14 protein-coding genes are annotated in these 20,063 nt (G+C 52.3%); 3 read left to right on the top strand and 11 right to left on the bottom strand.

The annotated features are described in order from the left end of the window. Nucleotides 1-185: 185 nt before the first annotated feature. The 10 genes from K0H79_RS08160 to K0H79_RS08115 form a co-directional block, all read right to left on the bottom strand. Nucleotides 186-2,492, bottom strand: coding sequence for an RND family transporter (locus tag K0H79_RS08160; RefSeq protein WP_220077916.1), 2,307 nt, complete (start codon nt 2,490-2,492; stop codon nt 186-188). A 37-nt stretch (nt 2,493-2,529) separates the two neighbouring features. After that, nucleotides 2,530-3,540: a YCF48-related protein gene (locus K0H79_RS08155; protein WP_220077915.1), complete on the bottom strand. Its 1,011-nt coding sequence runs from the start codon at nt 3,538-3,540 to the stop codon at nt 2,530-2,532. A 64-nt stretch (nt 3,541-3,604) separates the two neighbouring features. Then, a complete protein-coding gene (locus K0H79_RS08150) occupies nt 3,605-4,969 on the bottom strand; it encodes a DUF1329 domain-containing protein (protein ID WP_220067566.1) in 1,365 nt (454 codons plus the stop codon). A gap of 12 nt (nt 4,970-4,981) precedes the next feature. After that, nucleotides 4,982-7,057, bottom strand: coding sequence for a DUF1302 domain-containing protein (locus tag K0H79_RS08145; protein WP_220067565.1), 2,076 nt, complete (start codon nt 7,055-7,057; stop codon nt 4,982-4,984). A gap of 310 nt (nt 7,058-7,367) precedes the next feature. Continuing rightward, on the bottom strand, nt 7,368-7,586 hold the full coding sequence (locus K0H79_RS08140) for a DUF2835 domain-containing protein (protein WP_041409737.1): 219 nt from the start codon (nt 7,584-7,586) through the stop codon (nt 7,368-7,370). Nucleotides 7,587-7,724: 138 nt separating this feature from the next. Then, a complete protein-coding gene (gene pepN / locus K0H79_RS08135; protein WP_220077914.1) occupies nt 7,725-10,283 on the bottom strand; it encodes an aminopeptidase N in 2,559 nt (852 codons plus the stop codon). 105 nt (nt 10,284-10,388) lie between these two features. Continuing rightward, on the bottom strand, nt 10,389-12,434 hold the full coding sequence (gene prc / locus K0H79_RS08130) for a carboxy terminal-processing peptidase (protein ID WP_220077913.1): 2,046 nt from the start codon (nt 12,432-12,434) through the stop codon (nt 10,389-10,391). A gap of 29 nt (nt 12,435-12,463) precedes the next feature. Beyond that, nucleotides 12,464-13,123, bottom strand: coding sequence for an RNA chaperone ProQ (gene proQ, locus K0H79_RS08125; RefSeq protein WP_220077912.1), 660 nt, complete (start codon nt 13,121-13,123; stop codon nt 12,464-12,466). A gap of 253 nt (nt 13,124-13,376) precedes the next feature. After that, entirely contained in the window at nt 13,377-13,838 is a 462-nt protein-coding gene (locus K0H79_RS08120; protein WP_220077911.1) for a GAF domain-containing protein, read from the bottom strand. 18 nt (nt 13,839-13,856) lie between these two features. Continuing rightward, nucleotides 13,857-14,144: a YebG family protein gene (locus tag K0H79_RS08115; RefSeq protein ID WP_220067559.1), complete on the bottom strand. Its 288-nt coding sequence runs from the start codon at nt 14,142-14,144 to the stop codon at nt 13,857-13,859. Between the two features lie 157 nt (nt 14,145-14,301). Between K0H79_RS08115 and K0H79_RS08110 the strand changes: the two genes are divergently transcribed. From K0H79_RS08110 to K0H79_RS08100, 3 genes are read left to right on the top strand one after another with little or no spacing between them, the layout of a single operon-like run. Further along, entirely contained in the window at nt 14,302-14,949 is a 648-nt protein-coding gene (locus K0H79_RS08110) for a paraquat-inducible protein A (RefSeq protein ID WP_408733374.1), read from the top strand. Further along, a complete protein-coding gene (locus tag K0H79_RS08105) occupies nt 14,942-15,571 on the top strand; it encodes a paraquat-inducible protein A (protein ID WP_220067558.1) in 630 nt (209 codons plus the stop codon). The genes K0H79_RS08110 and K0H79_RS08105 overlap by 8 nt, the downstream gene beginning before the upstream one ends. Then, nucleotides 15,558-18,173: a PqiB family protein gene (locus tag K0H79_RS08100; protein ID WP_220077910.1), complete on the top strand. Its 2,616-nt coding sequence runs from the start codon at nt 15,558-15,560 to the stop codon at nt 18,171-18,173. The genes K0H79_RS08105 and K0H79_RS08100 overlap by 14 nt, the downstream gene beginning before the upstream one ends. A 157-nt stretch (nt 18,174-18,330) precedes the next feature. On the opposite strand, the gene K0H79_RS08095 is transcribed toward K0H79_RS08100, so the two are convergent. Further along, the gene (locus K0H79_RS08095) at nt 18,331-19,935 is read right to left on the bottom strand and encodes a mechanosensitive ion channel family protein (protein ID WP_220077909.1); all 1,605 of its coding nucleotides are present in this window, start codon (nt 19,933-19,935) and stop codon (nt 18,331-18,333) included. Nucleotides 19,936-20,063 lie beyond the last annotated feature (128 nt).

Below are 20,063 nucleotides of genomic sequence, written 5' to 3'. Positions count from 1 at the left end.
TCATGGCGCGCAGTTTATTACTAAAGCGGGCGATTTTCGAGGAAAATTTTAGTGGTAGATCCTGTGGAAATCCAGTAACGGCGGGACTTTAACGGAATGTTAAGAACAAGGATTCAGATAACCAGAGTAAGTATGCAGTTCAGTGTTTAAAACAATCGGGGAGCCAGGCTCCCCGAATTCAATGCTCATCGACGATTGGGCCAGAACACAGCCGTCAGCGCCGGTAAAATAATTATGGCGCCGAGCATATTTACTAGGAACATAAAGGTCAGCAAGATTCCCATGTCCATCTGGAACTTAAGTGCGGAGAAAAACCAGGTGCTCACCCCAATGGCCAGGGTCAGACCGGTAAAGATGACCGCACTGCCCCGCTCCTGTAATGCTTCAAGGTAAGCCTGCTGTACCGCCATGCCATCACGCAGTTTTACGGCCATGGTCGACAGAATATAAATGCCATAATCCACACCTATACCCACACCGAGCGCAATCACAGGCAGGGTACTGACCGCAAGGCCTATCTCCAGCTTGGTCATCAGGGCCTGTGCGAGGGTCGATACCACATACAGTGGCAAAATCACTGCGATAGTTGCCCTCAACGAGCGGAAACTCGCGAGACACAGCACAAATACGGCGCCGTAGACATACAGCATCATGGGCGTTTGTGCCTCGGCAACGGCCTCGTTGGTGGCGGCCATCACCCCCACCGGACCCGATGCCAGTTTAAACTGGATTTTATCGGTATTCAGCTCGGCCGAGACCGCCTTTACCTTGGCGACAACGGCTTCAATGGTTTCGGCTTTGTGGTCTTTTAAGAACAGATACACGGGCATCACAGAGCAGTCGCCATTGAGCAAGCCGGAGGTCGTTGGGATTTGCCCCACCGCCTGTACAAGGCTTGAAGTGTTACGGGGCAACACTTCCCACTTGGGGTTACCTTCGTTGAAACCGGCATTCACCTTACGGGCGATGGAAGCAAGGCTGGCAGTGGATTCCACCCCCGGCGTATTGCCCACCTGCCACTCGAACTCGCCGATGCGCTCCAGGGCATCGTGGTAGGTACAGGCCTCGGGATAGGCCTCGGTGATAATGGTCATCACGTCAGTGGTAATACTGAAATGGTCGGTAATGAAAAAGGTATCCTGGTTGTAGCGGCTATCGGCATGGAGCGCTGGCGCCCCGCCCTGCAAGTCACCTATTTTCATCTCACTGGCACCCTTCAGTCCCAGTGCATAAACACCAGCAGTGACCAGCAGGACCACTGCGGCTACCCGAATGTCGGCAAAACGTGAGAATGGCTGCCAAAAAGCCTTGCTGCGCTCGGCCCGACCGTTATCTTCTTTGGTTTTGATATCAAAGAAGGAAATGACTATTGGCAGCAAAATCAGATTGGTGAAAATGATAACTGCAACACCAAGCGACGCCGAAATGGCCAGCTCACGGATAATGCCGATATCGATGGCAAGCAGGGTAATAAAGCCGACAGTGTCAGACAGCAGCGCCACACCGCCCGGTACCAGCAGGCTACGAAATGCCGATGCTGCGGCGGCCTTGGTTTGCTGCCCGTCCAGCACCCGCTGACGCACTGCGTTGATGATTTGCACTCCGTGGCTGACACCGATTGCAAAGACCAAAAACGGCACCAGAATCGACATGGGATCAAGCCCAAAGCCCACAACGGTTAACAGTCCCAGCTGCCACACTACGGCTATTAAGCTGCAACTTAAGGGCAGCAACGTGAGCACCAGAGAGCGGCTGAACAGGAACACCATCACCGCGGTAATCGCGATGGCTATCAAAAAGAACAGCAGTACACCCTTGGCACCGTCGGCCACATCACCCGCCATTTTGGCAAAACCGATAATGTGCACCTTGAGGGTGTCGGTTTCATATTTACCACGGAGTTCGTTTTCAAGCTTTGCTGCAAGGGCAATGGTATCCAGCGGCTCACCGGTTTGCGGGTCGAAGTCCATCAACTGGGCCGACACCATGGCCGCGCTGTAATCCTCGGCGATAAGACGGCCAACAATACCCGCCTTCTCAATGTTATCGCGTACCACCGCGAGACCCATGTCGTCGTTGACATAATCCGCCGGGATCACGGGACCACCGGCAAAACCGTCTTCCACTACTTCGGTAAAACGGGTCGACGGAGAAAACAGGGATTTCACCTGGGAGCGTTCGATACCTGGGATAAAAAACAGCTGATCGTGCACATTTTTCAGTGCATCAAAAAAGACCGGATTGAAGATATTCCCACTGGTATCCTCAACCGCCACCATAATCGAGTTGGCACCGCCAAAATCCTTTTGGTGCTTGAGATAGGTTTGCATGTAACTGTGGTTGAGGGGAATGTTTTTGACAAAGGCCGCATCCATCTTCAGCTGGCTTGCCTGATAGCCCAAAAAGGCTGTCAGTAATACAAAGATACTGATTACCCAACCACGATGGCGAAAGAGGAAACTTTCAAACCCATTGACCAGTTTTTCCAACATCACTTAGGTCCTGTTGTTATCGTTATAGACACATTGATTAATGTTTCTGGGCATCTTCGAGCGCAAATACGCCCTTGGCCCCAACAAGCCACACTTTACCGCGGCTGTCTTTGGCCGCTGCCACGAGGTTCTCCCCCTGACGACGTGCCACCAGAGAGACCTCTTCACCATCCGGCTTACTTAGTATGACACCGGCGTTACCGACAAAGTAAATCGTGCCTTTGTCATCCGCAAGGGCGCCATTGATACTGGACTCGACAGGTAATTCGAGCTGCTGCCAGTCATCCAATGCCAATCCGGCCTCAAACACATGGCCTCTGAGGCCCATTACATAAACACTTTCTCCCTGCTGAATGGCAGAGAACATTGAACCTTCATAGTCAAATGGCAGGCGGGTAAAGCTGTCGCCGTTATTGTCTGATACAGCGACCAGCCCCAGCTCACCCACCATCAGCAAGCGGCCGTCGTCGAGACGCAGCAAACGGTTAAAATGCGGCAGCAGAGAAGCCCGTTCAATGGCATAGGCCTCGGGATCTGTGTCCTTAAGTTCGTTCAAATAAGCCAGATCTTCTTCAAACAGGAGCTCCTGGTGGAAAACTTCCTGCCACTGCTTTCCGCCATCGTAGGTGGTAAAGAAAAGACCGTAAGCGCCTACCGCGAAGCCGCGCTTTTCATCCACGAACAACACATCCATAAAGGGACGTTCGCGCTCGGGGGCAGAGAATTGTTTGCTCCAGCTCTTTCCGCCATCCTGGGTATGAATAATAGTAGCATCGTGCCCTACTGCCCAACCCAACTGATTGTTAAGGAAAAAAGCCTTGGTGAGCTGCGCATCCGTGGGAGTTTCAACCTGCTGCCAGCTGCCGTTGCCCAGCAAAACATGGCCTCGCTCACCCACAGCGACCAAATATTCACCGGCATTCACAACGTCCAGTAACAGACTCTTGACCGCATTGGGTTGAAGCTGGTGCCCCGGACTATCTGCCGCCTGGGCAGACATCACGGCGAGGGAGAGTAAAGAGAGTGGCAACAAGGCTCGCAGCAACATAAAAACATCCTAATGCTGAAAATTAGGGGCGCAGAACGCGCCCCGGTTTACTGGCTGATAAAAATTAACGCACGCCTTCACGACGCAGTGCGTCTGGTGTGAAGTCGGACGCAGACAGCTTGGCATCGAAGTCGTACATGCTGCCTTCATTATCCAAACCAATGGCCAGATAACGGCGTGATTGCAGGTCGTGGAACACTTCCAGCGTACTCCAGTGCGCGGGCACTTCGTAATAGTTCAAGCCATGGGCAAAGGCCACACGGTAGAGCTCATCACGGTTGTCGTACATGTCGGTGGCTGACACCTGCCAAGAATCTTCATCCAGGAAGAACACGCGGGTTTTGTAAATGTGGCGCATGCCGTCTTTCAGGGTCGCTTTCACTTCCCACACGCGGTGCTTCTCCCAACGCACCAGATCAGGGTTGATGTGACCCGGAGTCAGGATATCGTCGTACTTAACCTTATCTGAGTGCAACTTGTAGTCGTTGTACGGGATCAGGATTTCTTTCTTGCCGACCAGTTCCCAGTTATAGCGGCTTGGAGAGCCGTTAAACATATCGTAGTCGTCAGTGGTGCGCAGACCGTCGGATACAGTACCCGGGGTGTCAAAGGCCACGTTGGGCGCCTTGCGCACCCGGCGCTGCCCGGTGTTATAGGTCCATGCCTGACGAGGAAGAGCTTCCTGATCCAGAGTTTCTTTTACCAAAAGCGCGGTACCGGCCAAACGGGCTGGCTGGGTCACAACCTGCTTAAAGAGCGCAAGCGTGTTGTTTTCTTTAAGCTTTTCAGGTGTCATGTCTGGCTGTGAATATTCAAAGCGCAGCTGCTCAGACAATTCAACCAGGGTATAACCGCCGCCCTTGGCAGGTGCAGCCTGGTTACGCTGGGTTTCAATGTCAACGCCACGGAAACGCAGGATATGGTTCCAAATAGCCTCGAGACCATTTTGTGGAATGGGGAATGGAATACCGACAGCGGCACCCAAAACACCGTTACCACCCTGAACCAGTTCGGCGCGGGACGCGTTGGCCTTGGTGGCATCGTAAACCCACTGAGGTGCTGAAGCACTGCGCTGGGTTTTGTAGACGTTCATTTTGAAGGTATCGGGATACAGCTCAAACAGCTTGATTTGACCGGGGGTCAGCAAACTCTTGTACTGCTCCAGATTAGCCTTGGTCACAGTGTATTCAATCTTGTCGGCTGAATAAGGATCTGGATGGTGGTCGCCCTTTTTATAACCGGCAGGTGCGGCTGTGATGCCACCATTCCACGCTGGGATGGAGCCATCGGCATTGGCAGCCATTTCACCACCCATGGGAGTCAGGCTGGTGCCCAACTTAGCCGCGTCGGCCTCGGAGACTTTCGCCACTGCAGCGCCGCCACTCAAGGCAAACATTACCGCTGCAGACAATATCGCAAGTTTCTTCATTGTTATTGTCCTTTAGATAGAATACTTGATATTGAACGACACATAATCGCGATCGCTCATGGCGTTGGTGGTACCTACACCACCGAAGAAGCTGTTGTAAGACAGATCGGCGCCCCAACGGCTCTGGTAATCGAAGTTGATACCCACAGCCACTGACTTGCGTCCCTCGGTGAACAGGAACAATGGGTCTGGCGTGATACCGTCAACATCGTGTGACCAGATAACCCGTGGCGACACGTTGATACCGGCGAACAGGTTGTTATAGTCGGCCTTGGCCACAATACGGTAACCCCAGGCAAAATCTGTTGGGAAGGGGTTGGTTTCAGGGCCATTGTGCAACACCTGAATAATGGCTTCGTACCCTTCTTTACCGCCGCTGCGGGCAGTGCCAGGACCATTGAGACGAAGCTCGTCAGGTGATGGCATGTCATGGATCCAGATGCCGCCCACTTCCGCAAGCATGGTCAGGTTGTCAGTACCCAGAGTTGGGCCAAAGAGGTGTGTCAGGGTGAACTGAGCCTGAGTGGTATCCACTCGGATAAAGCCTTCGGCATAATCACCTGGATTCACGTCTTTATTGAAGTAAGAGGTGTACTGAGACAGACCATCAAGGTAGCTGTAATCACCGCCGACCACGTTGGAGTTCGCCAGCTGCTGCGGCATGGCGGCAAACAGGAGTTCCACGTCATCGATTTGCAGTGGCTCGTCCTGACGGTGAGCAATTTCACCGGCAACCGAGGTATCGCCAATCAGGGTGTTAAAGCTGAACCCGTAGAGCTGGATGTCTTCTGGATACACAATCTGAGCCTTGGAGAAACTTTCGAGTCCGAGGATGAGGTTGCGATCGATATTACCGGCATTCATGCCCACAGTGGTCATGTCGGTGAGCAGAGGGACCAGGTCAAAGTTAGCCGCGGTACCACTGATAAGCGGACGACGACTGTGGTAGTTCATGTAGTAAAGACCAAACTCGGTCTCACCCAGCTCAGGGGCGTAGTACCCAAGCTTAAGTCCATATTGACCATCATCGCTCGCCTCGGCTTCGTCCTGAATCAGGGTCACCTTGGTGGGATAGGCCAGCGCAGCACGAATGAGGCTTTGTGTGCCTTCAGGAGATGAAAACGCACCGGCTACAATCATTTGTGCCAGCTTTTCATACTCGGCCTGAATAAAGTCCAGGTTGATATCCGGGTTGGCGTTAAAGCCAAGCTGGGCGTTTTGCTGATACCCGCCATAGCCTGCAAAGTCGTTGGTGGCAAAAATTGAACCCGGTGTTGGGACCCAAATTGGCTGCCAGTCATACTGATAAAAGGCTTCCAGACTGAGGTTTTCTGTTACCCCCAGAGACGCCCACACCATACCCTGTGGACGGAAAGCTTCTTTGAGCTCCGCACCGGGGGCGTTAAGGATGTTCAGGTCAACCGGGTTAATTACACCTATACCATGGGCAATCAGCGTACTTTCGCCCCATGAAACCACCTGATTACCGACGCGAACGGTCAGCGGATTTTGGCCATCATTAAAGTCAAAGTTGGCATAGACGAAGGCATCCAGCAGACGGATGTCCTTACACTGCAATTCCTTGGCGCGTTTATCTGCACAGGGATCAAACTCTTGGCCTGTGATGGGATCGGAAAAACCGAAGTCACCGTCGTTGAGCTTACGGTCATAGAAATACATGCCACGGGCGAAGAGACCGAAGTTTTCGTATTTCAGCGACAGCTCATGCAAACCTTTGAAAATTTCAGAAGTGGTGTCGCCCTGGGAATAGAGTAAGTTGCTCAAGTCGTTGTTACTTGAGTATGAACCGGGTTGAGCCCAGATTTCTGCCGAGGTGTACTTGGTGTTGCCAAATGCAGAATAGTTGGACCAATCGAATCTGGGGTGATTTACCTTACCGATTTGGCCGTCCCAGTCGCGTTTTTCCACGCGCCAGCTGGCACCCAGGGTGAAGGTCGAGTCGAAAGACCCTTGCACTTCGCCCCAATCGAACGATACGGCCTGAGCAGGAATACTTCCCAGACTCAGGGCTGACGCAACCCCCAAAGAAAGCGCCGTCTTGTTAAAACCCTTTTTAACACTTTTCATGTTAGCTTCTCTCCGTAACCTGCTGGATTCTTTTTTATAGGTATTGCAACCAACATGTGGTTAGCCTACAGGTAACACCATTGTTACAGCAATTGCCCGTTCACGGCAAGGCGAGTATGGAGAAAATTTTCTAAAGAATTGAGCACTTAGGTGCTATTGGCAGCCAAACTGAAAGGTGTGAATTTGAATTTTTTTTAGTTGTCTGAAATGTATGTCACAACTGGTAGGATTAGTCAGTTTTTTTCAATAGCTTAGGCGCTTGCGGACGAGCTAATTCGCCAAAGACGAATAAATCAAACGTTTTAAGTTATTACTCTAATTTTTGTAACAACTGTAATTCACCCTGTTTATCGAGCTCCATGCGGAAAAGTCCCTGTATCCCGTCGCGGGTAACGTAGGGACGAAAATGCCTGGCGTTGATCCAAAGTACCCTGCCCTCAATGTCTTTAACTTCAACCATGGTTGCATCACCTTGATAGTATTTTAAAAAATCATTAAAGCCGACATTAAGCCGAAAAAAGAGTTCCAATTTCGCACTCCGAAAATGCAGGGGCGACACCACATCGGCACCACGCCCCAATCAACGCCAATGCCTTTATCCGGCGCACCTGTGCATCACATCCATAAGAGGTAATAACACAGGCTCTGACCGTAGAAAGGTTTACAATTACTGCGACAATGCCCGCGATACCTTTTCGTACAAGTCACGGGACAACTCGGGCAAGGCAATCAGCTGCTCAAGACAGGCTTTCATGTTCTGCTTGCGGCCCTCATCAAACTTGCCGAACTGAATGAGTGGCGTAATGATCCGCGCCGCCACCTGTGGGTTTACACCGTTGAGCTGCTTCAAGTAACGGGTCAAAAGACGATATCCCTCGCCGTCTTCGCGGTGGAATTGCACCGGATTGTTGGCGGCAAAGCAGCCAATCAACGAACGCACACGGTTGGGGTTATTGAGACTGAATGCCTTATGGCTAACCAGTGCATCGATACGTCCAAGAACAGCATCATCCTGGCGACTGGCTTGTAGCATAAACCACTTATCCATCACCAGAGGCGTATCGACCCAGCGCTGCTCGAACCGCTCGAGCAGGGTATCCAGGCAGTCGTGCTCACCGAACATGGCTGCGCCAAGGGCTGCGAGTGAATCTGTCATGTTGCGGCTTTCATTGAACTGCTTTTCGACCAACTCTTCCGGGCACAAACCGCCCCGGGCAAGCATTGCAAGGCAGGCATTCTTGAGGGAGCGCGCTGGCGCTGAGTCGACGTTATAAAGTTCTCTGTAGCGGACCAACAGCTCGTCTTCCAGATTGGCCGACAACTCTTCCAGCACAAAGGCCCGGGCCGAGACCAGCGCATCGAAGTTGACGCTGTCGACCTGCTCTATCAAGGCGTTGATAGAAGGAATATTGAGAATTTCGGCGGCAAGTTGAGTGTCGAGTTCCTCATCCAGCAGCACGGCGCGGAAAGCATCGGCCACACGGGTATCCAGCGCCATACCACCCCCGGCAATGAGGGTGTTCACATTACCCCAAATGGCTCGGCTGATTAGGCTCACCGAGGCTTCCCAGCGGGCGACTTCCGAGCTCGCATGACGCATCAAACTGATAAGTTGCGCTGTGGTAAAGTCGTACTCCAACTTTACCGGCGCCGAAAAGTTTTGCAGCAGTGACGGCACCGGCCTGGCGCTGAGCCCCTCGAACACAAACTCGTTACGAGCTTCTTTAACGTCAAGCACCTTGTTTACTAGCGACTTGCCATCTTCACCGATAAGCTCCAGATCAAAAGGAATGTGCATGGGCTTGGCATCGTCTCCCGCCTGTGGCGGCAACTGCTGCAGAACGACCAGGCGGTATTCTCCGCTGTTGACATCAAAGCTGTCAGAGACCTTGAGCGTTGGGGTGCCGGCCTGGTGATACCACAGACGGAACTGACTCAAATCCACGCCGCTTGCATCTTCCATGGCCGCGACAAAATCATCGCAGGTGACAGCCTGACCATCGTGGCGCTGGAAATAGAGTTTCATCCCAGCCTGAAAACCAGCCTCCCCCAGCAGGGTATGCATCATACGAATGACTTCGGCGCCCTTGTTGTACACGGTCACCGTGTAGAAGTTATTCATCTCAATCACACTTTGCGGGCGAATAGGATGCGCCATTGGGCCAGAGTCCTCAGCAAACTGCTGATTTTTAATAACCTTAATTGCCTGAATACGGTTTACCGCCCGGGAACCAACATCGGAGCTGAACTCCTGATCGCGAAACACCGTCAACCCTTCTTTCAGGCTCAACTGAAACCAGTCACGACAGGTCACCCGGTTACCGGTCCAGTTGTGAAAGTATTCATGCCCCACCACAGACTCAATACCGTGGAAGTCATCGTCGGTGGCGCTTTCGGTATCGGCAAGAACATATTTGGTGTTAAATATGTTGAGGCCCTTGTTTTCCATGGCACCCATGTTGAAAAAGTCAACCGCAACAATCATGTAGATATCGAGATCGTACTCAAGACCGAAGCGGCTTTCATCCCAGGCCATGGATTTTTTAAGGCTTTCCATCGCATGATGGGCCTTACGCAAGTTACCTTTATCGACGAAAACTTCGAGTGCCACATCACGGCCACTCTGGGTAACGAAGCTGTCTTGCAGCAAGTCAAAGTCACCGGCAACCAGGGCAAACAAATAGCTTGGTTTCGGGAATGGGTCTTCCCACACCACATAGTGGCGGTCGCCATCGAGCTCTCCTGCTTCGACCTTGTTACCGTTACTCAAAAGGTAAGGGAACCCCTTCCTGGGTGCTTCAATTCGCATCCGGTATTTGGCAAGCACATCGGGGCGGTCGAGGAAATAGGTAATACGACGAAAACCTTCGGCCTCGCACTGGGTGCAGTAAGCCCCATCTGACATGTACAGCCCCTCGAGGCTGGTATTGCCCACAGGGTCTAGCTGGGTTTCAATCTCGAGCTCGAAGTTTGCTGGCAGCCCTTCCAGACGTAACCGACCCGCGACAATCTGATAGGGATGTGCTTCGTTGTTTACCTTGACTGATTTGAGTTCCAGCCCTTCTCCATCAAGCAACAGAGCTTCATTTTCGCGGCAACGGATAACCTGGCTGCGGGCTATCACCCGTGTCTTGGATGGGTACAAATCCACCAACATATCCAGTTCAGATATAGTGAAAGCGGGAGACTGATAATCTTTTAAATGCTTGGCCTGTAATTCTGACATGTCAGGTCCTTTAAGAGTGTGTTCAACGAATTCTATGGGTAAGAGGATACGGCTTATCCTGAAAAAAAACGCGCCGGAGCGCGTTTTTTATATCAAAGCCTGAAATCAGTGCTTACTGGTTGCTGCAAGTTTGCCCGCATCGACCAAATCCAGCGTGATATAGGCAGTTTCATCCAGCAGTGGATCCGGTGCTTCGATATCTTTCTCGATATCATCGAGGCTCGCGACCTTATCCAGGCCAGCGCGGGTACGACGCTCATTGGTACGATCGAGCTGTTTCTTATCATCAGCTTCACGCTCAGCGATGCGTTCACTTTCCACCAGCGATACAGACTTTTCATCGTGGTGCTTTTTATATTCAGCAATATCCTGATAAATATAGCCAAATTCCACATCTGACTTGATGCGTCCCTGATGCCTGGCATCCAGTTCAGCGATGAGGGGGGCACTGATAGCATCCACCGTGCTGTACTGGGCCACAGGTACCTTATCCCAAGGCAGTGCGTTATCTTCTTCAGCCTCACCGTATTCCCCGGGCTCGAGGGCACTTGGGAATGGGATATCCGGTGTCACACCCTTAAGCTGGGTGCTGCCACCGTTAATACGGTAAAACTTCTGAATGGTGTATTGCACGTGGCCAACGGGCTTCTCGTACAGATCGTATATGCGTGCCAGGCCCTTGTGCTGCTGAACTGTGCCCTTACCGAAGGTTGACTCACCAACAATCAGCGCACGTTGGTAGTCTTGCAAGGCGGCCGCAAAAATTTCAGACGCAGAAGCACTGTAACGGTCCACCATCACTGTCAGAGGACCTGAATAAGTGACCTTGCCATCGTTGTCCCTATGCTGGGAAACACGGCCGTTGGCATCCCGTACCTGCACCACTGGCCCCATATCGATAAAGAGTCCGGTCAGCAATACAGCTTCGGTCAAGGCACCACCACCATTGCCCCGCAGGTCAATAATCACCCCTTCAACTTTCGCCTCTTTCAGGGTTTGCAGCTCTTTAGCCACATCCTGAGACAGGTTCATGTAGAAGCCCGGGATCTGAATGACGCCTACCTTACGGTTGGCATACTGACCTTCGCTGGGCTCAATCACTTTGGAGGTGGCAGCGCGATCTTCAAGGCGTATCTTATCCCTGACCAGGGTCACTTCGACCGGTTTGGCGTTGGAACCACCTTTCTTGGGTAGAATTTGCAGTGTGACCTTGCTGCCTTTGGGGCCCTTGATAAGGTCGACCACATCATCGAGACGCCAACCAATCACGTCCACCACGGCACCACCTTCCTGACCCACACCTATGATGCGGTCATCCGGTGACAGTTTTTCACTGCTGGCGGCAGGACCACCTGCGACCATGCTCTTGATAACGGTGTAATCGTCATCCATTTGCAACACAGCGCCAATGCCTTCAAGGCTGAGGTTCATTTCCATTTGGAAACGCTCGGCATTGCGTGGGGAAAGATAGCTGGTGTGAGGCTCGATGCTGCGTGAAAACGCGTTCATCACGGTCTGGAAGACATCTTCGCTCTGGGTCTGGCCCAGGCGTTTGATGGCGTTGTTGTAGCGCTTTTGCAGCACATCAACGATTTCAGTCCAGTTTTTACCGGTAAGCTTGAGGTTCAGCGCATCATACTTAACGCGCTGACGCCATAACTCCTGAATTTCGGCTTCGTCCTTGGCCCATGGAGCGTCTTCACGATCGTACTGGTACTTATCACCCGCCTGGGAAAAATCCATTTCTTTATCAAGCAGACTCAGTGCGTAGACAAAACCTTCATACCGGCGCTTTTGCGCCAGGTCGAACATGTCGTAGGCGCCTGTGATATCGCCGTTTTTCAGCATGTCATCAAACTGATGGCGATACTTTTCGAAGTTCTGCACATCGGCTTGAGTCAGCACATTACGACGGTAATCCAACTGCTTAAGGTAACGGTCGAAAATCTGCTCGGAGAAGGCATCATCCAGGCTGAACCTGTGGTAGTGCGAGCGGGTAAAAAGATCCGCTACCCGCTTAGAGGCCACCTTGTGCTGAGGCTCCTGCACCAGTTGGGGCAGCTCATCGATTTGAATGGCAGGCGCTATGGCCCACGCAGAAGATCCTACCAGGATCCCGGCAATGGATACCGCCAGAGATAATTTTCGCATCAACAAGCTACTCCTTAAACTTCAATGAATTACAGCAGTATATACTCGGCGCGGACTTTCACTGTCAAGCCTGAATCCAGCTGTACATGCACATCGCCCTTATTGATGTCCACGATTGAACCTGCCACGGGTGACATGCCCAGTTTCACGTTAACACGCTGGGCCACCTTGAGCTCTTCAAGCTTGGCAGGCACCAGATTGACGGGTACCGCTGGCGCTTTAGGCGCGGCTTTGGGCTTGTCTTTGGCAGCGGGCTTGGCGTCACGACGTGCTTGAGGCTGGGGCTTACGCTTAGGCTTACGCGGCGCTTTATCGGCGGCGTCACCCTCATCCTTGCTGCGCTCGGCACGTTTGGCCTTTGCCTTGTCCTGACTTTCTTTCAGTGTAGCCTGTGCGTGGTCAATGTGTTCCTGCTCCAGCTCACCGCATGGGTTGCCGTCCAGATCAACACGGACCGCACCGGCTTTGATGCACTTCAGATAGCGCCAGCTGCTGGTGTAGCGGCGCAGGGCAACACGCAATTGTGTTTTACTGACCTTAGAATCATCAGCCAACCTTTCAGCCAAATCTTGAAACAATCCAATTTTCAGTGGCTTGGTTTCACCCTCGGCCACAAAGCACAAAGGAAAGGTTTCATATAAATACGCGAGAATCGCATTGGTGTCGGTCAACTTTTCTGTTGATTCCATCTTTACTTCCACAGTTACTAGGTATGTATGCCCGGTTTATTGCAAGCGATTGCGGGACATAGGTTATTCTCTATACGTTAGCCCGAGGGCCAACACACAAATTAGCATCTTCCGGGCGCTTGCCAAAGCGTTAATAACTATTGTTAACAATTTTTACTATTCGCCGGGAAATGATCCCGAGGCAGACGCACAAGCAGCCTATTATAGTGACCGCTTGGGCGAATGCGACTGGGATTTGACGAAAACTGGCGACTTATTGACCGAACAAGGCCTTTTCCAGGGTTCTCACCAAGGTCTCGAGCCCTGCCTGATCTGTCTCATCGAAGCGGGAAAAACTGGGACTGTCGATATCGAGCACGGCAATTACCCTGCCCTGATGCCTTACCGGCACCACAATTTCGGAGTTAGACGCGGAGTCGCAGGCGATGTGACCGTCAAACTGATGTACATCGGCGACTCGCTGCGTTGTATCCGTTGCAGCAGCCGTACCACAGACGCCCTTGCCCCATGGAATACGGGTACAGGCAACCTTGCCCTGGAAGGGACCCAGCACCAAAGTGTCTTCACGGCGAATATAGAAACCGACCCAATTCAGGTCGTCCATATGTTCATTCAATAGCGCCGAGAAATTGGCCATGGCGGCGACCATGTCGTCTTCGCCTGAGAGCAATGCCTCAGCCTGGCGGTTTAAGGTGTCGTAAAACGCGTGTCTCATGCAATGTCCTGCCGATATTCAGTCATTCTCTGCAGCCTTGCGGGCTGCTTTTTTTACCGGTGCCGTCGCCACGTTGGGAGACGCGCCCTTCAGCAGGGATGATAAATCATCTTTGTGGGTGGCAAAATAGAAGGCCAACTTTTCAGTTGTCGCCTCATCGAGTCCACATTCTGCATTGTCGATAAATGGGATCAGGCTGTCAGCGATATCCAGCATCTTGTCGTAGGCATCCGCCTCCTTTTTCGATGTAAATGTCATCTTCTCAACCCCATCTCTGACCACCACAAATTGAGTGATTACCGCCATGATAGCCCTCACACTGTTTATTTATACAGTGACAGAGTGTCACAGTTTTTTTCAGGGGATGCAAGTGTTTAACATGATCTGATACACTCGTACGCTGAAACCGCCTCCAGAGGAGGCAGAATCAGGCATCACCCCAGCTGGGGAACCTGTGTCATCCATGGATCTGCTATACGCTTCTATGCATCATGACGATATCGACAATTCGGTGATCCTCTGCCGTGCCTGTGATTTGGCCGTGCGACGCCGCGCCTTGCCCAGTGGCGTCAGGGCACTATGCCCCCGTTGCCATACGGCACTGTATGACACCCCCTTCTGCTCTATCAACGGCATGTTGGCGCTTTGCGTATCTGCACTGGCACTTTTTTTACCTGCCAACCTGTTTCCCGTTCTCGAATTGCATTTTTTAGGCTCGGTGCGCACCGCAACCGTTATCCAGGGCGCCATGGCTGTTATGGACCTGGGCTACTGGGTGGTGGGCATCGCCGTGCTTGTTGCCGCTGTCATAGGCCCGGGGTTATTGCTGCTGTCAATCTTGTCACAAGTCCTGCTGGTCAAAATAGGGCTTAATTACGGGTGGCAAAGGGACCTGTATAAATGGTTATTGCGTCGCCATGGATTATTCAGCCAGCTCACCATGCTGGAAATTTATGTGATTAGTTTTTTGGTTTCAGCATTTCAATTATCCGACTTCTCGGATATTTACTTTGGTGTGGGTACGTTTTCCTTCACCATGCTGTTCCTGGTGACCCTGTTTTTGCAGCGGGAATACAATATCGAGCACATGTGGGGCCGCCTGAATGACTGACAATGTCCAGACCACCGGCAAACAAATGGGCCTGTGTCTTTGCCCGGTATGTAAGAAAACCAATCCGCAAAATGCACAGACTTGCAGCCGCTGCGGAGCAAATAATCAGGCCAGGGATTACGCCAGTGTGCAAAAAAGCTGGGCACTGCTTATCACAGCCGCCATTTTGCTTATTCCTGCCAACGTGTATCCCATTACTACCCTGGTGAATCAGGGCAAGGTGACCCACGACACCATATTCAGCGGTATCAAGCATTTGGTGCATTCAGATATGTTGCCTATCGCCATCATTGTCTTTACCGCGAGTATTCTGGTGCCCTGGCTGAAAATCATAGGGCTTGCCATCTACCTCACCGCCATCAGTTTTTCCTTGCCGGTGTCAAAACGCAGACTGATGGCGGGCTTTCACATTATTGAGTGGATCGGACGCTGGTCCATGCTGGATTTATTTGTAATTTCATTAACGGTTGCCCTGGTGAACATGGGGCAATTGCTGGATGCCAAACCCGCACCGGCAGCAACGGCTTTTGCCCTGGTGATTCTGCTGACACAGCTTGCGGCCAAGGTATTGGATACGCGTTTACTCTGGGATCGACTGGACTTAGAAGATGACAAATATTGAAGCACCCAAGGTAGTCAAAAAGAAACTGTTCTCGCCGGTGTGGCTGCTGCCTTTGGTCGCACTTGCCCTTGCAGCCTGGCTTGGTATCAAGAGTATTCGCGAGTCCGGCGTCGAAATTTTTGTTCATTTCCCCAGTGCTTCCGGAATCGATGTAGGCAAAACCCTGGTCAAATATCAGGGACTGACTGTCGGTAAGGTGACCGATATAGCCATGGACGAAGACCTAAAAGGCGTCAACGTCACCGTGATGATGGACTATCGCTCAACACCGTATCTTAAAGAAAACACCCAGTTCTGGCTTGTGTCACCCAAGGCCTCCATTACCGGGGTGTCCGGCCTCGATGCCCTCTTCTCCGGAAACTATATCGCGGTGCAGCCGGGCGACGGCGACAGCGTTACCCGTTTCGACGCCCTGAGAGAGGCACCGCCATTGGCCCCCGGCAACGAAGGCATATTGGTGGAACTCAGTACCGACAGACTCGGTTCACTGGATGTGGGCTCGGGTGTGTATTTCCGGCAAATTCCTGTGGGCAACGTGGTGAGTTATCGCCTCGAAGGCAATCAGAGAATCATCATAGGGGCCTTCATTCAGGACCAATACGCACATCTGGTGAAAAAAGACAGCCGTTTCTGGAATGTCTCCGGCATGAGCATCGATGCGTCGTTAAAAGGTATCAAGGTTGAAAGCGAAAGCCTCGCGACGCTGCTTGCAGGGGGGATCAGTTTCAGCAGCTCCGATGCCGGAATGAGCGCCAGCCACGGTGACAGCTTTGTGCTGCACAGCACAGAGGCTGATGCGCTTGGCGGACACTCACTGGAACTGACAACAACCAATGCCGATGGCCTCAATGTGGGCAGCGTGGTCGTGTATCGCGGCCTTGAAGTCGGCAAGGTTACCGACACCAGGCTCACTGATACGGGCGTCACTCTGACTGTTTTTATCAATAACGCCCGCGGCGATTTAATCGGTCAGGACAGCCGCTTCTGGCGCGAAGGCGCTGAGGTGTCTCTTGGCGGAATAAAGCACGCGGCCAGGCTGATTACCGGCGATGTGATTGCCCTAATGCCCGGTGAAGGCAACATGCAGGGCAGCTATGTCCTCGAGGACAAGGCACCCGACTTTATGTATGCCGACAAGGCCCATCTCCTTATTCGCAGCGACAAAGGCCAGGGAGCGCAGGTTGGCGCCGAAATACGCTACCGCAATCTACCCATTGGTGAGGTAATCCAGGTAAAACTCGCTGAGGATTTGGGTTCTGTGGAGTATCAGGCCGAAATACAGCCTGAATTCAAACGTTTGCTGACCCGTGGCAGTTACCTGGTCACAGAGTCCCCGGTAAGCCTCGATGCATCCCTCAAAGGGGTGAAGTTTGCCGTGGGAGATACCTCCACCTTACTCAATGGCGCACTCAGACTGGTAAGTGGCAGCGGTGGTACCCTCTCAGATAAGGATGAACTGCGCCTCTACGCATCAGATGACGAAGCGCTGGCCGCCAAGGCGCCAACACAGCGAATCAAGGTAAAGCTGCAAAGTATTGAAGGCGCCGGTATTGAGGTCGCAAGCCCGGTTTATTACAAGAAGATGCACATAGGGGAAGTGACCCAGGTTAAGTGGCAGCCCGATGCGGATGTATTCAATATTGAGCTTGCCATCGACAGTACCTTTAACCGTCTGATTGGCCCCAATACGCTTTACTGGAAACACAGTGCCATTTCTGTGGATGCCAGTCTCAAGGGCCTGAAAGTAGACGTGGCTACCCTGCCCGGTCTTATCAGTGGCGGCATCGCCATTGGCCTGCTGCAACAGGGTGAGGCAAAAAATCCAGGCCATCTTTATGAGTCTGAGACGCTTGCACTGGCGCAGGCGAACCCGGTCGAACTGGTGATGAGCGCTGACTCCCGCTTGGCGGCCGGCGCACCTATCCGTTATCAGGGGCATCAGATAGGCGAAGTCACCGAAGTTAAGCTGTCGTCGGATTTACGTGAGCTCATTGCACACGCCTACCTCTACGGCGAATACGCCGATAACTTTAGCCGTGAAGACAGCCGTTATCTGCTGGAAGATGTGCAGCTTTCATTGCAGGGCATCAAGGCTCCGGAAGCCATACTCACCGGGCCCTTTATCTCCGTTTTGCCCGGTAACGCTGCGACCCGCCTGCAGCGCTTTAAGGTCACCACCCGAGCACCCCACTACGCCAATGTGGCAGAAGATGCGCTCAAGCTAACACTTGAGCGGCCATCCCTGGGTTCACTGAAAGCAGGCAGTCAAATCTTCTATCGCGGTGTTGCCATCGGCGCTATCGACGGCTATGCCCTCAACAGCAGTGGCAGCCAGGTTGAGCTTTTTGCCCACATCGACGCCGAGTACCGACATCTGGTCAACGCCAGCAGCGTGTTTTTCGATCTCTCTGGGGTGAGCGTTGAGTTCGGCCTCTTTTCCGGCGCCAAGGTGCAAACCGGCTCACTCGAAACCATTCTGGCCGGTGGAATAGGTGTCGCCACCCGCGCTGCGACTGCCGGCAGTAACCAGCTTGGTAATGGCAGCCGCTTTGTGCTTTATCCCGAGGCCCACGAAGATTGGCTGTCATGGGCGCCTCAATAAGCCAGAGGTCAAATGAAATAGTATCTTCATTAATAAAAAGGTCGCCAATGGCGACCTTTTTATTAATGCTACCTGCTAACTGACACCGCTGCTATCTGTGCTCAAAGCCACCACATAGCAGCGATAATGATTCAGGACGTCTTATGGAAACGCCAGCTTAAGGCGCTACCGGAGCCAAGGCTGGCACCACCTTGGAGCCATGTTTGGCCACGATTTCCATAATGCCGAGATTCAGCTCGTGTGCCACCTGTTGGTAGGTGGGCAAACTCGTGGTGCCCACATAGGCAAACACATTGATTTCAAGACCGTGCAAGCCAAAACCGCTGAAGGTGACCCGCAGGGGCTTTTCGTTAACCTTATCGGTAGTCTCAAGCAAGGCTTTGATATCTTCCGTGATTTTTTTGATTTGCTCGGCACTGGTGTTGTAATCCAGGCGGATATCGGTTTTAAACCGGATTTTTTCCCGCTCTGAGATGTTTTCAATTTCCATTTCGGCGAGCTTGGCATTGGGAATATGGATCACAGACCGGTCGAGAGTGCGAATACGGGTACAACGAAGGCCAATTTCTTCCACTGTGCCCCGCAAACTGCCAAGTTTACACAGGTTACCTACTTTGAGCGGTGCAGAGGAATACAGGGTCACAGTACCGATAAAGTTTTCGATGGACTGTTTGGATGCCAGTGCCAGCGCGATACCGCCAATGCCCATACCCGCCAGAATCGCCCCCACATTGAAACCCAGGTGTTGCAACCAAATCAGCGACACCATTGCCAACATAAAAATGCGGAAAAAATTGGTCAATGGCCGCAGCAGGGAGGCAGCCTGCTTGCTGCCCTTTTCCGTCCAGCGTGCCTTGAGTACACTTTGCATGAGCCCCATCAGCGACCAGAGCAGCCACACCAATGTCAGCACTAAAAACACCCCGGTGTCGATAAGCTCTTTGGTCATTACCGGCAAGGTCGTTTGCAGAATTGCTGCCTTATTCAGTACCACTGCCACAAAAAAGCACAGTGGCCCAGTGACTATCCGGGCCGTTTCCTCACGGTGCTGCCATTGGGTCCTTAGCAGCAGCCATTTCACTATCCAGGCAACCGGGATCACCAACAGCAATGATGCCGCCAGGAATGTCAGCATAAAAGCCCATTCCCAAAGGTTAAGCCTGAATAGTCGCCCCTCTGGCACGTGAGCAATAAACCATTCAACCCAGGGGCCATACCCCAGCTTTTCGTAGAGTGTTGGCACCTGAGCTATGGTGGCATTGGAGATCTTCCAGATACTGCCGATGTCGGCATCAGGCACTCTCTGCAGAAAAAACACTGCATCCTTGTTACCCACCTGAATACGGGCAAATACATCGCGGTAGGCAGGCAGATTATCCCGCTCATTGCCCTGCGGGGTGTCATTCACCGTATCCAGGTCAATCCAGATGTTACGGTCCAGGATGGCTTGCAGATCCCGGGCATACTTTTCCCCTTGGACAGGGCTCATTCGCCCCGGTAAAAATCGCAAGTCCAAATACTCCGAAGCCCGGGCGTAATCCTGGTCCCACGCAGCCTTCAAGAACCCCTGTAATGCACCTCTGGGGGTATCCCTCCACAGCAGATCGCGGTATGGGTATTGCTCGGGCGTCGGGGCTTGCACCTCCTCAATCTCATTGGACTTATCCAATGCCTGCATCAAGGTCAAGGATGAATTGGCCGCGCTCAAATTGGTGAACAAGCCAATACAAAACAGGATAAAAACCTGATAAATCCGTTTCATAGTACGATTCCATCACTCGGGTAACCTCTGGATATTATCACCGGCACAACATTTTCACAGTGTTGTAACCACAGGTTTTACGTCGGCAATTGCAGCCACAGGCACCCGAAGTGGCAGCGGGTGGCGAT

The organism is Shewanella sp. FJAT-52076 (assembly GCF_019457455.1).
Taxonomy (GTDB): domain Bacteria; phylum Pseudomonadota; class Gammaproteobacteria; order Enterobacterales; family Shewanellaceae; genus Shewanella; species Shewanella zhangzhouensis.
This window is presented reverse-complemented; position numbering and strand designations above follow the sequence as displayed.

Bases quoted from the DNA above. Each gene is read 5' to 3' on its own strand.
- proQ (WP_220077912.1), bottom strand. From the start codon at position 13,123: ATGGAATCAACAGAAAAGTTGACCGACACCAATGCGATTCTCGCGTAT.
- K0H79_RS08150 (WP_220067566.1), bottom strand. From the start codon at position 4,969: ATGAAGAAACTTGCGATATTGTCTGCAGCGGTAATGTTTGCCTTGAGT.
- K0H79_RS08160 (WP_220077916.1), bottom strand. From the start codon at position 2,492: ATGTTGGAAAAACTGGTCAATGGGTTTGAAAGTTTCCTCTTTCGCCAT.
- K0H79_RS08110 (WP_408733374.1), top strand. From the start codon at position 14,302: ATGGATCTGCTATACGCTTCTATGCATCATGACGATATCGACAATTCG.
- K0H79_RS08145 (WP_220067565.1), bottom strand. From the start codon at position 7,057: ATGAAAAGTGTTAAAAAGGGTTTTAACAAGACGGCGCTTTCTTTGGGG.
- K0H79_RS08155 (WP_220077915.1), bottom strand. From the start codon at position 3,540: ATGTTGCTGCGAGCCTTGTTGCCACTCTCTTTACTCTCCCTCGCCGTG.
- prc (WP_220077913.1), bottom strand. From the start codon at position 12,434: ATGCGAAAATTATCTCTGGCGGTATCCATTGCCGGGATCCTGGTAGGA.
- K0H79_RS08105 (WP_220067558.1), top strand. From the start codon at position 14,942: ATGACTGACAATGTCCAGACCACCGGCAAACAAATGGGCCTGTGTCTT.
- K0H79_RS08100 (WP_220077910.1), top strand. From the start codon at position 15,558: ATGACAAATATTGAAGCACCCAAGGTAGTCAAAAAGAAACTGTTCTCG.
- K0H79_RS08120 (WP_220077911.1), bottom strand. From the start codon at position 13,838: ATGAGACACGCGTTTTACGACACCTTAAACCGCCAGGCTGAGGCATTG.
- K0H79_RS08115 (WP_220067559.1), bottom strand. From the start codon at position 14,144: ATGGCGGTAATCACTCAATTTGTGGTGGTCAGAGATGGGGTTGAGAAG.
- K0H79_RS08095 (WP_220077909.1), bottom strand. From the start codon at position 19,935: ATGAAACGGATTTATCAGGTTTTTATCCTGTTTTGTATTGGCTTGTTC.
- pepN (WP_220077914.1), bottom strand. From the start codon at position 10,283: ATGTCAGAATTACAGGCCAAGCATTTAAAAGATTATCAGTCTCCCGCT.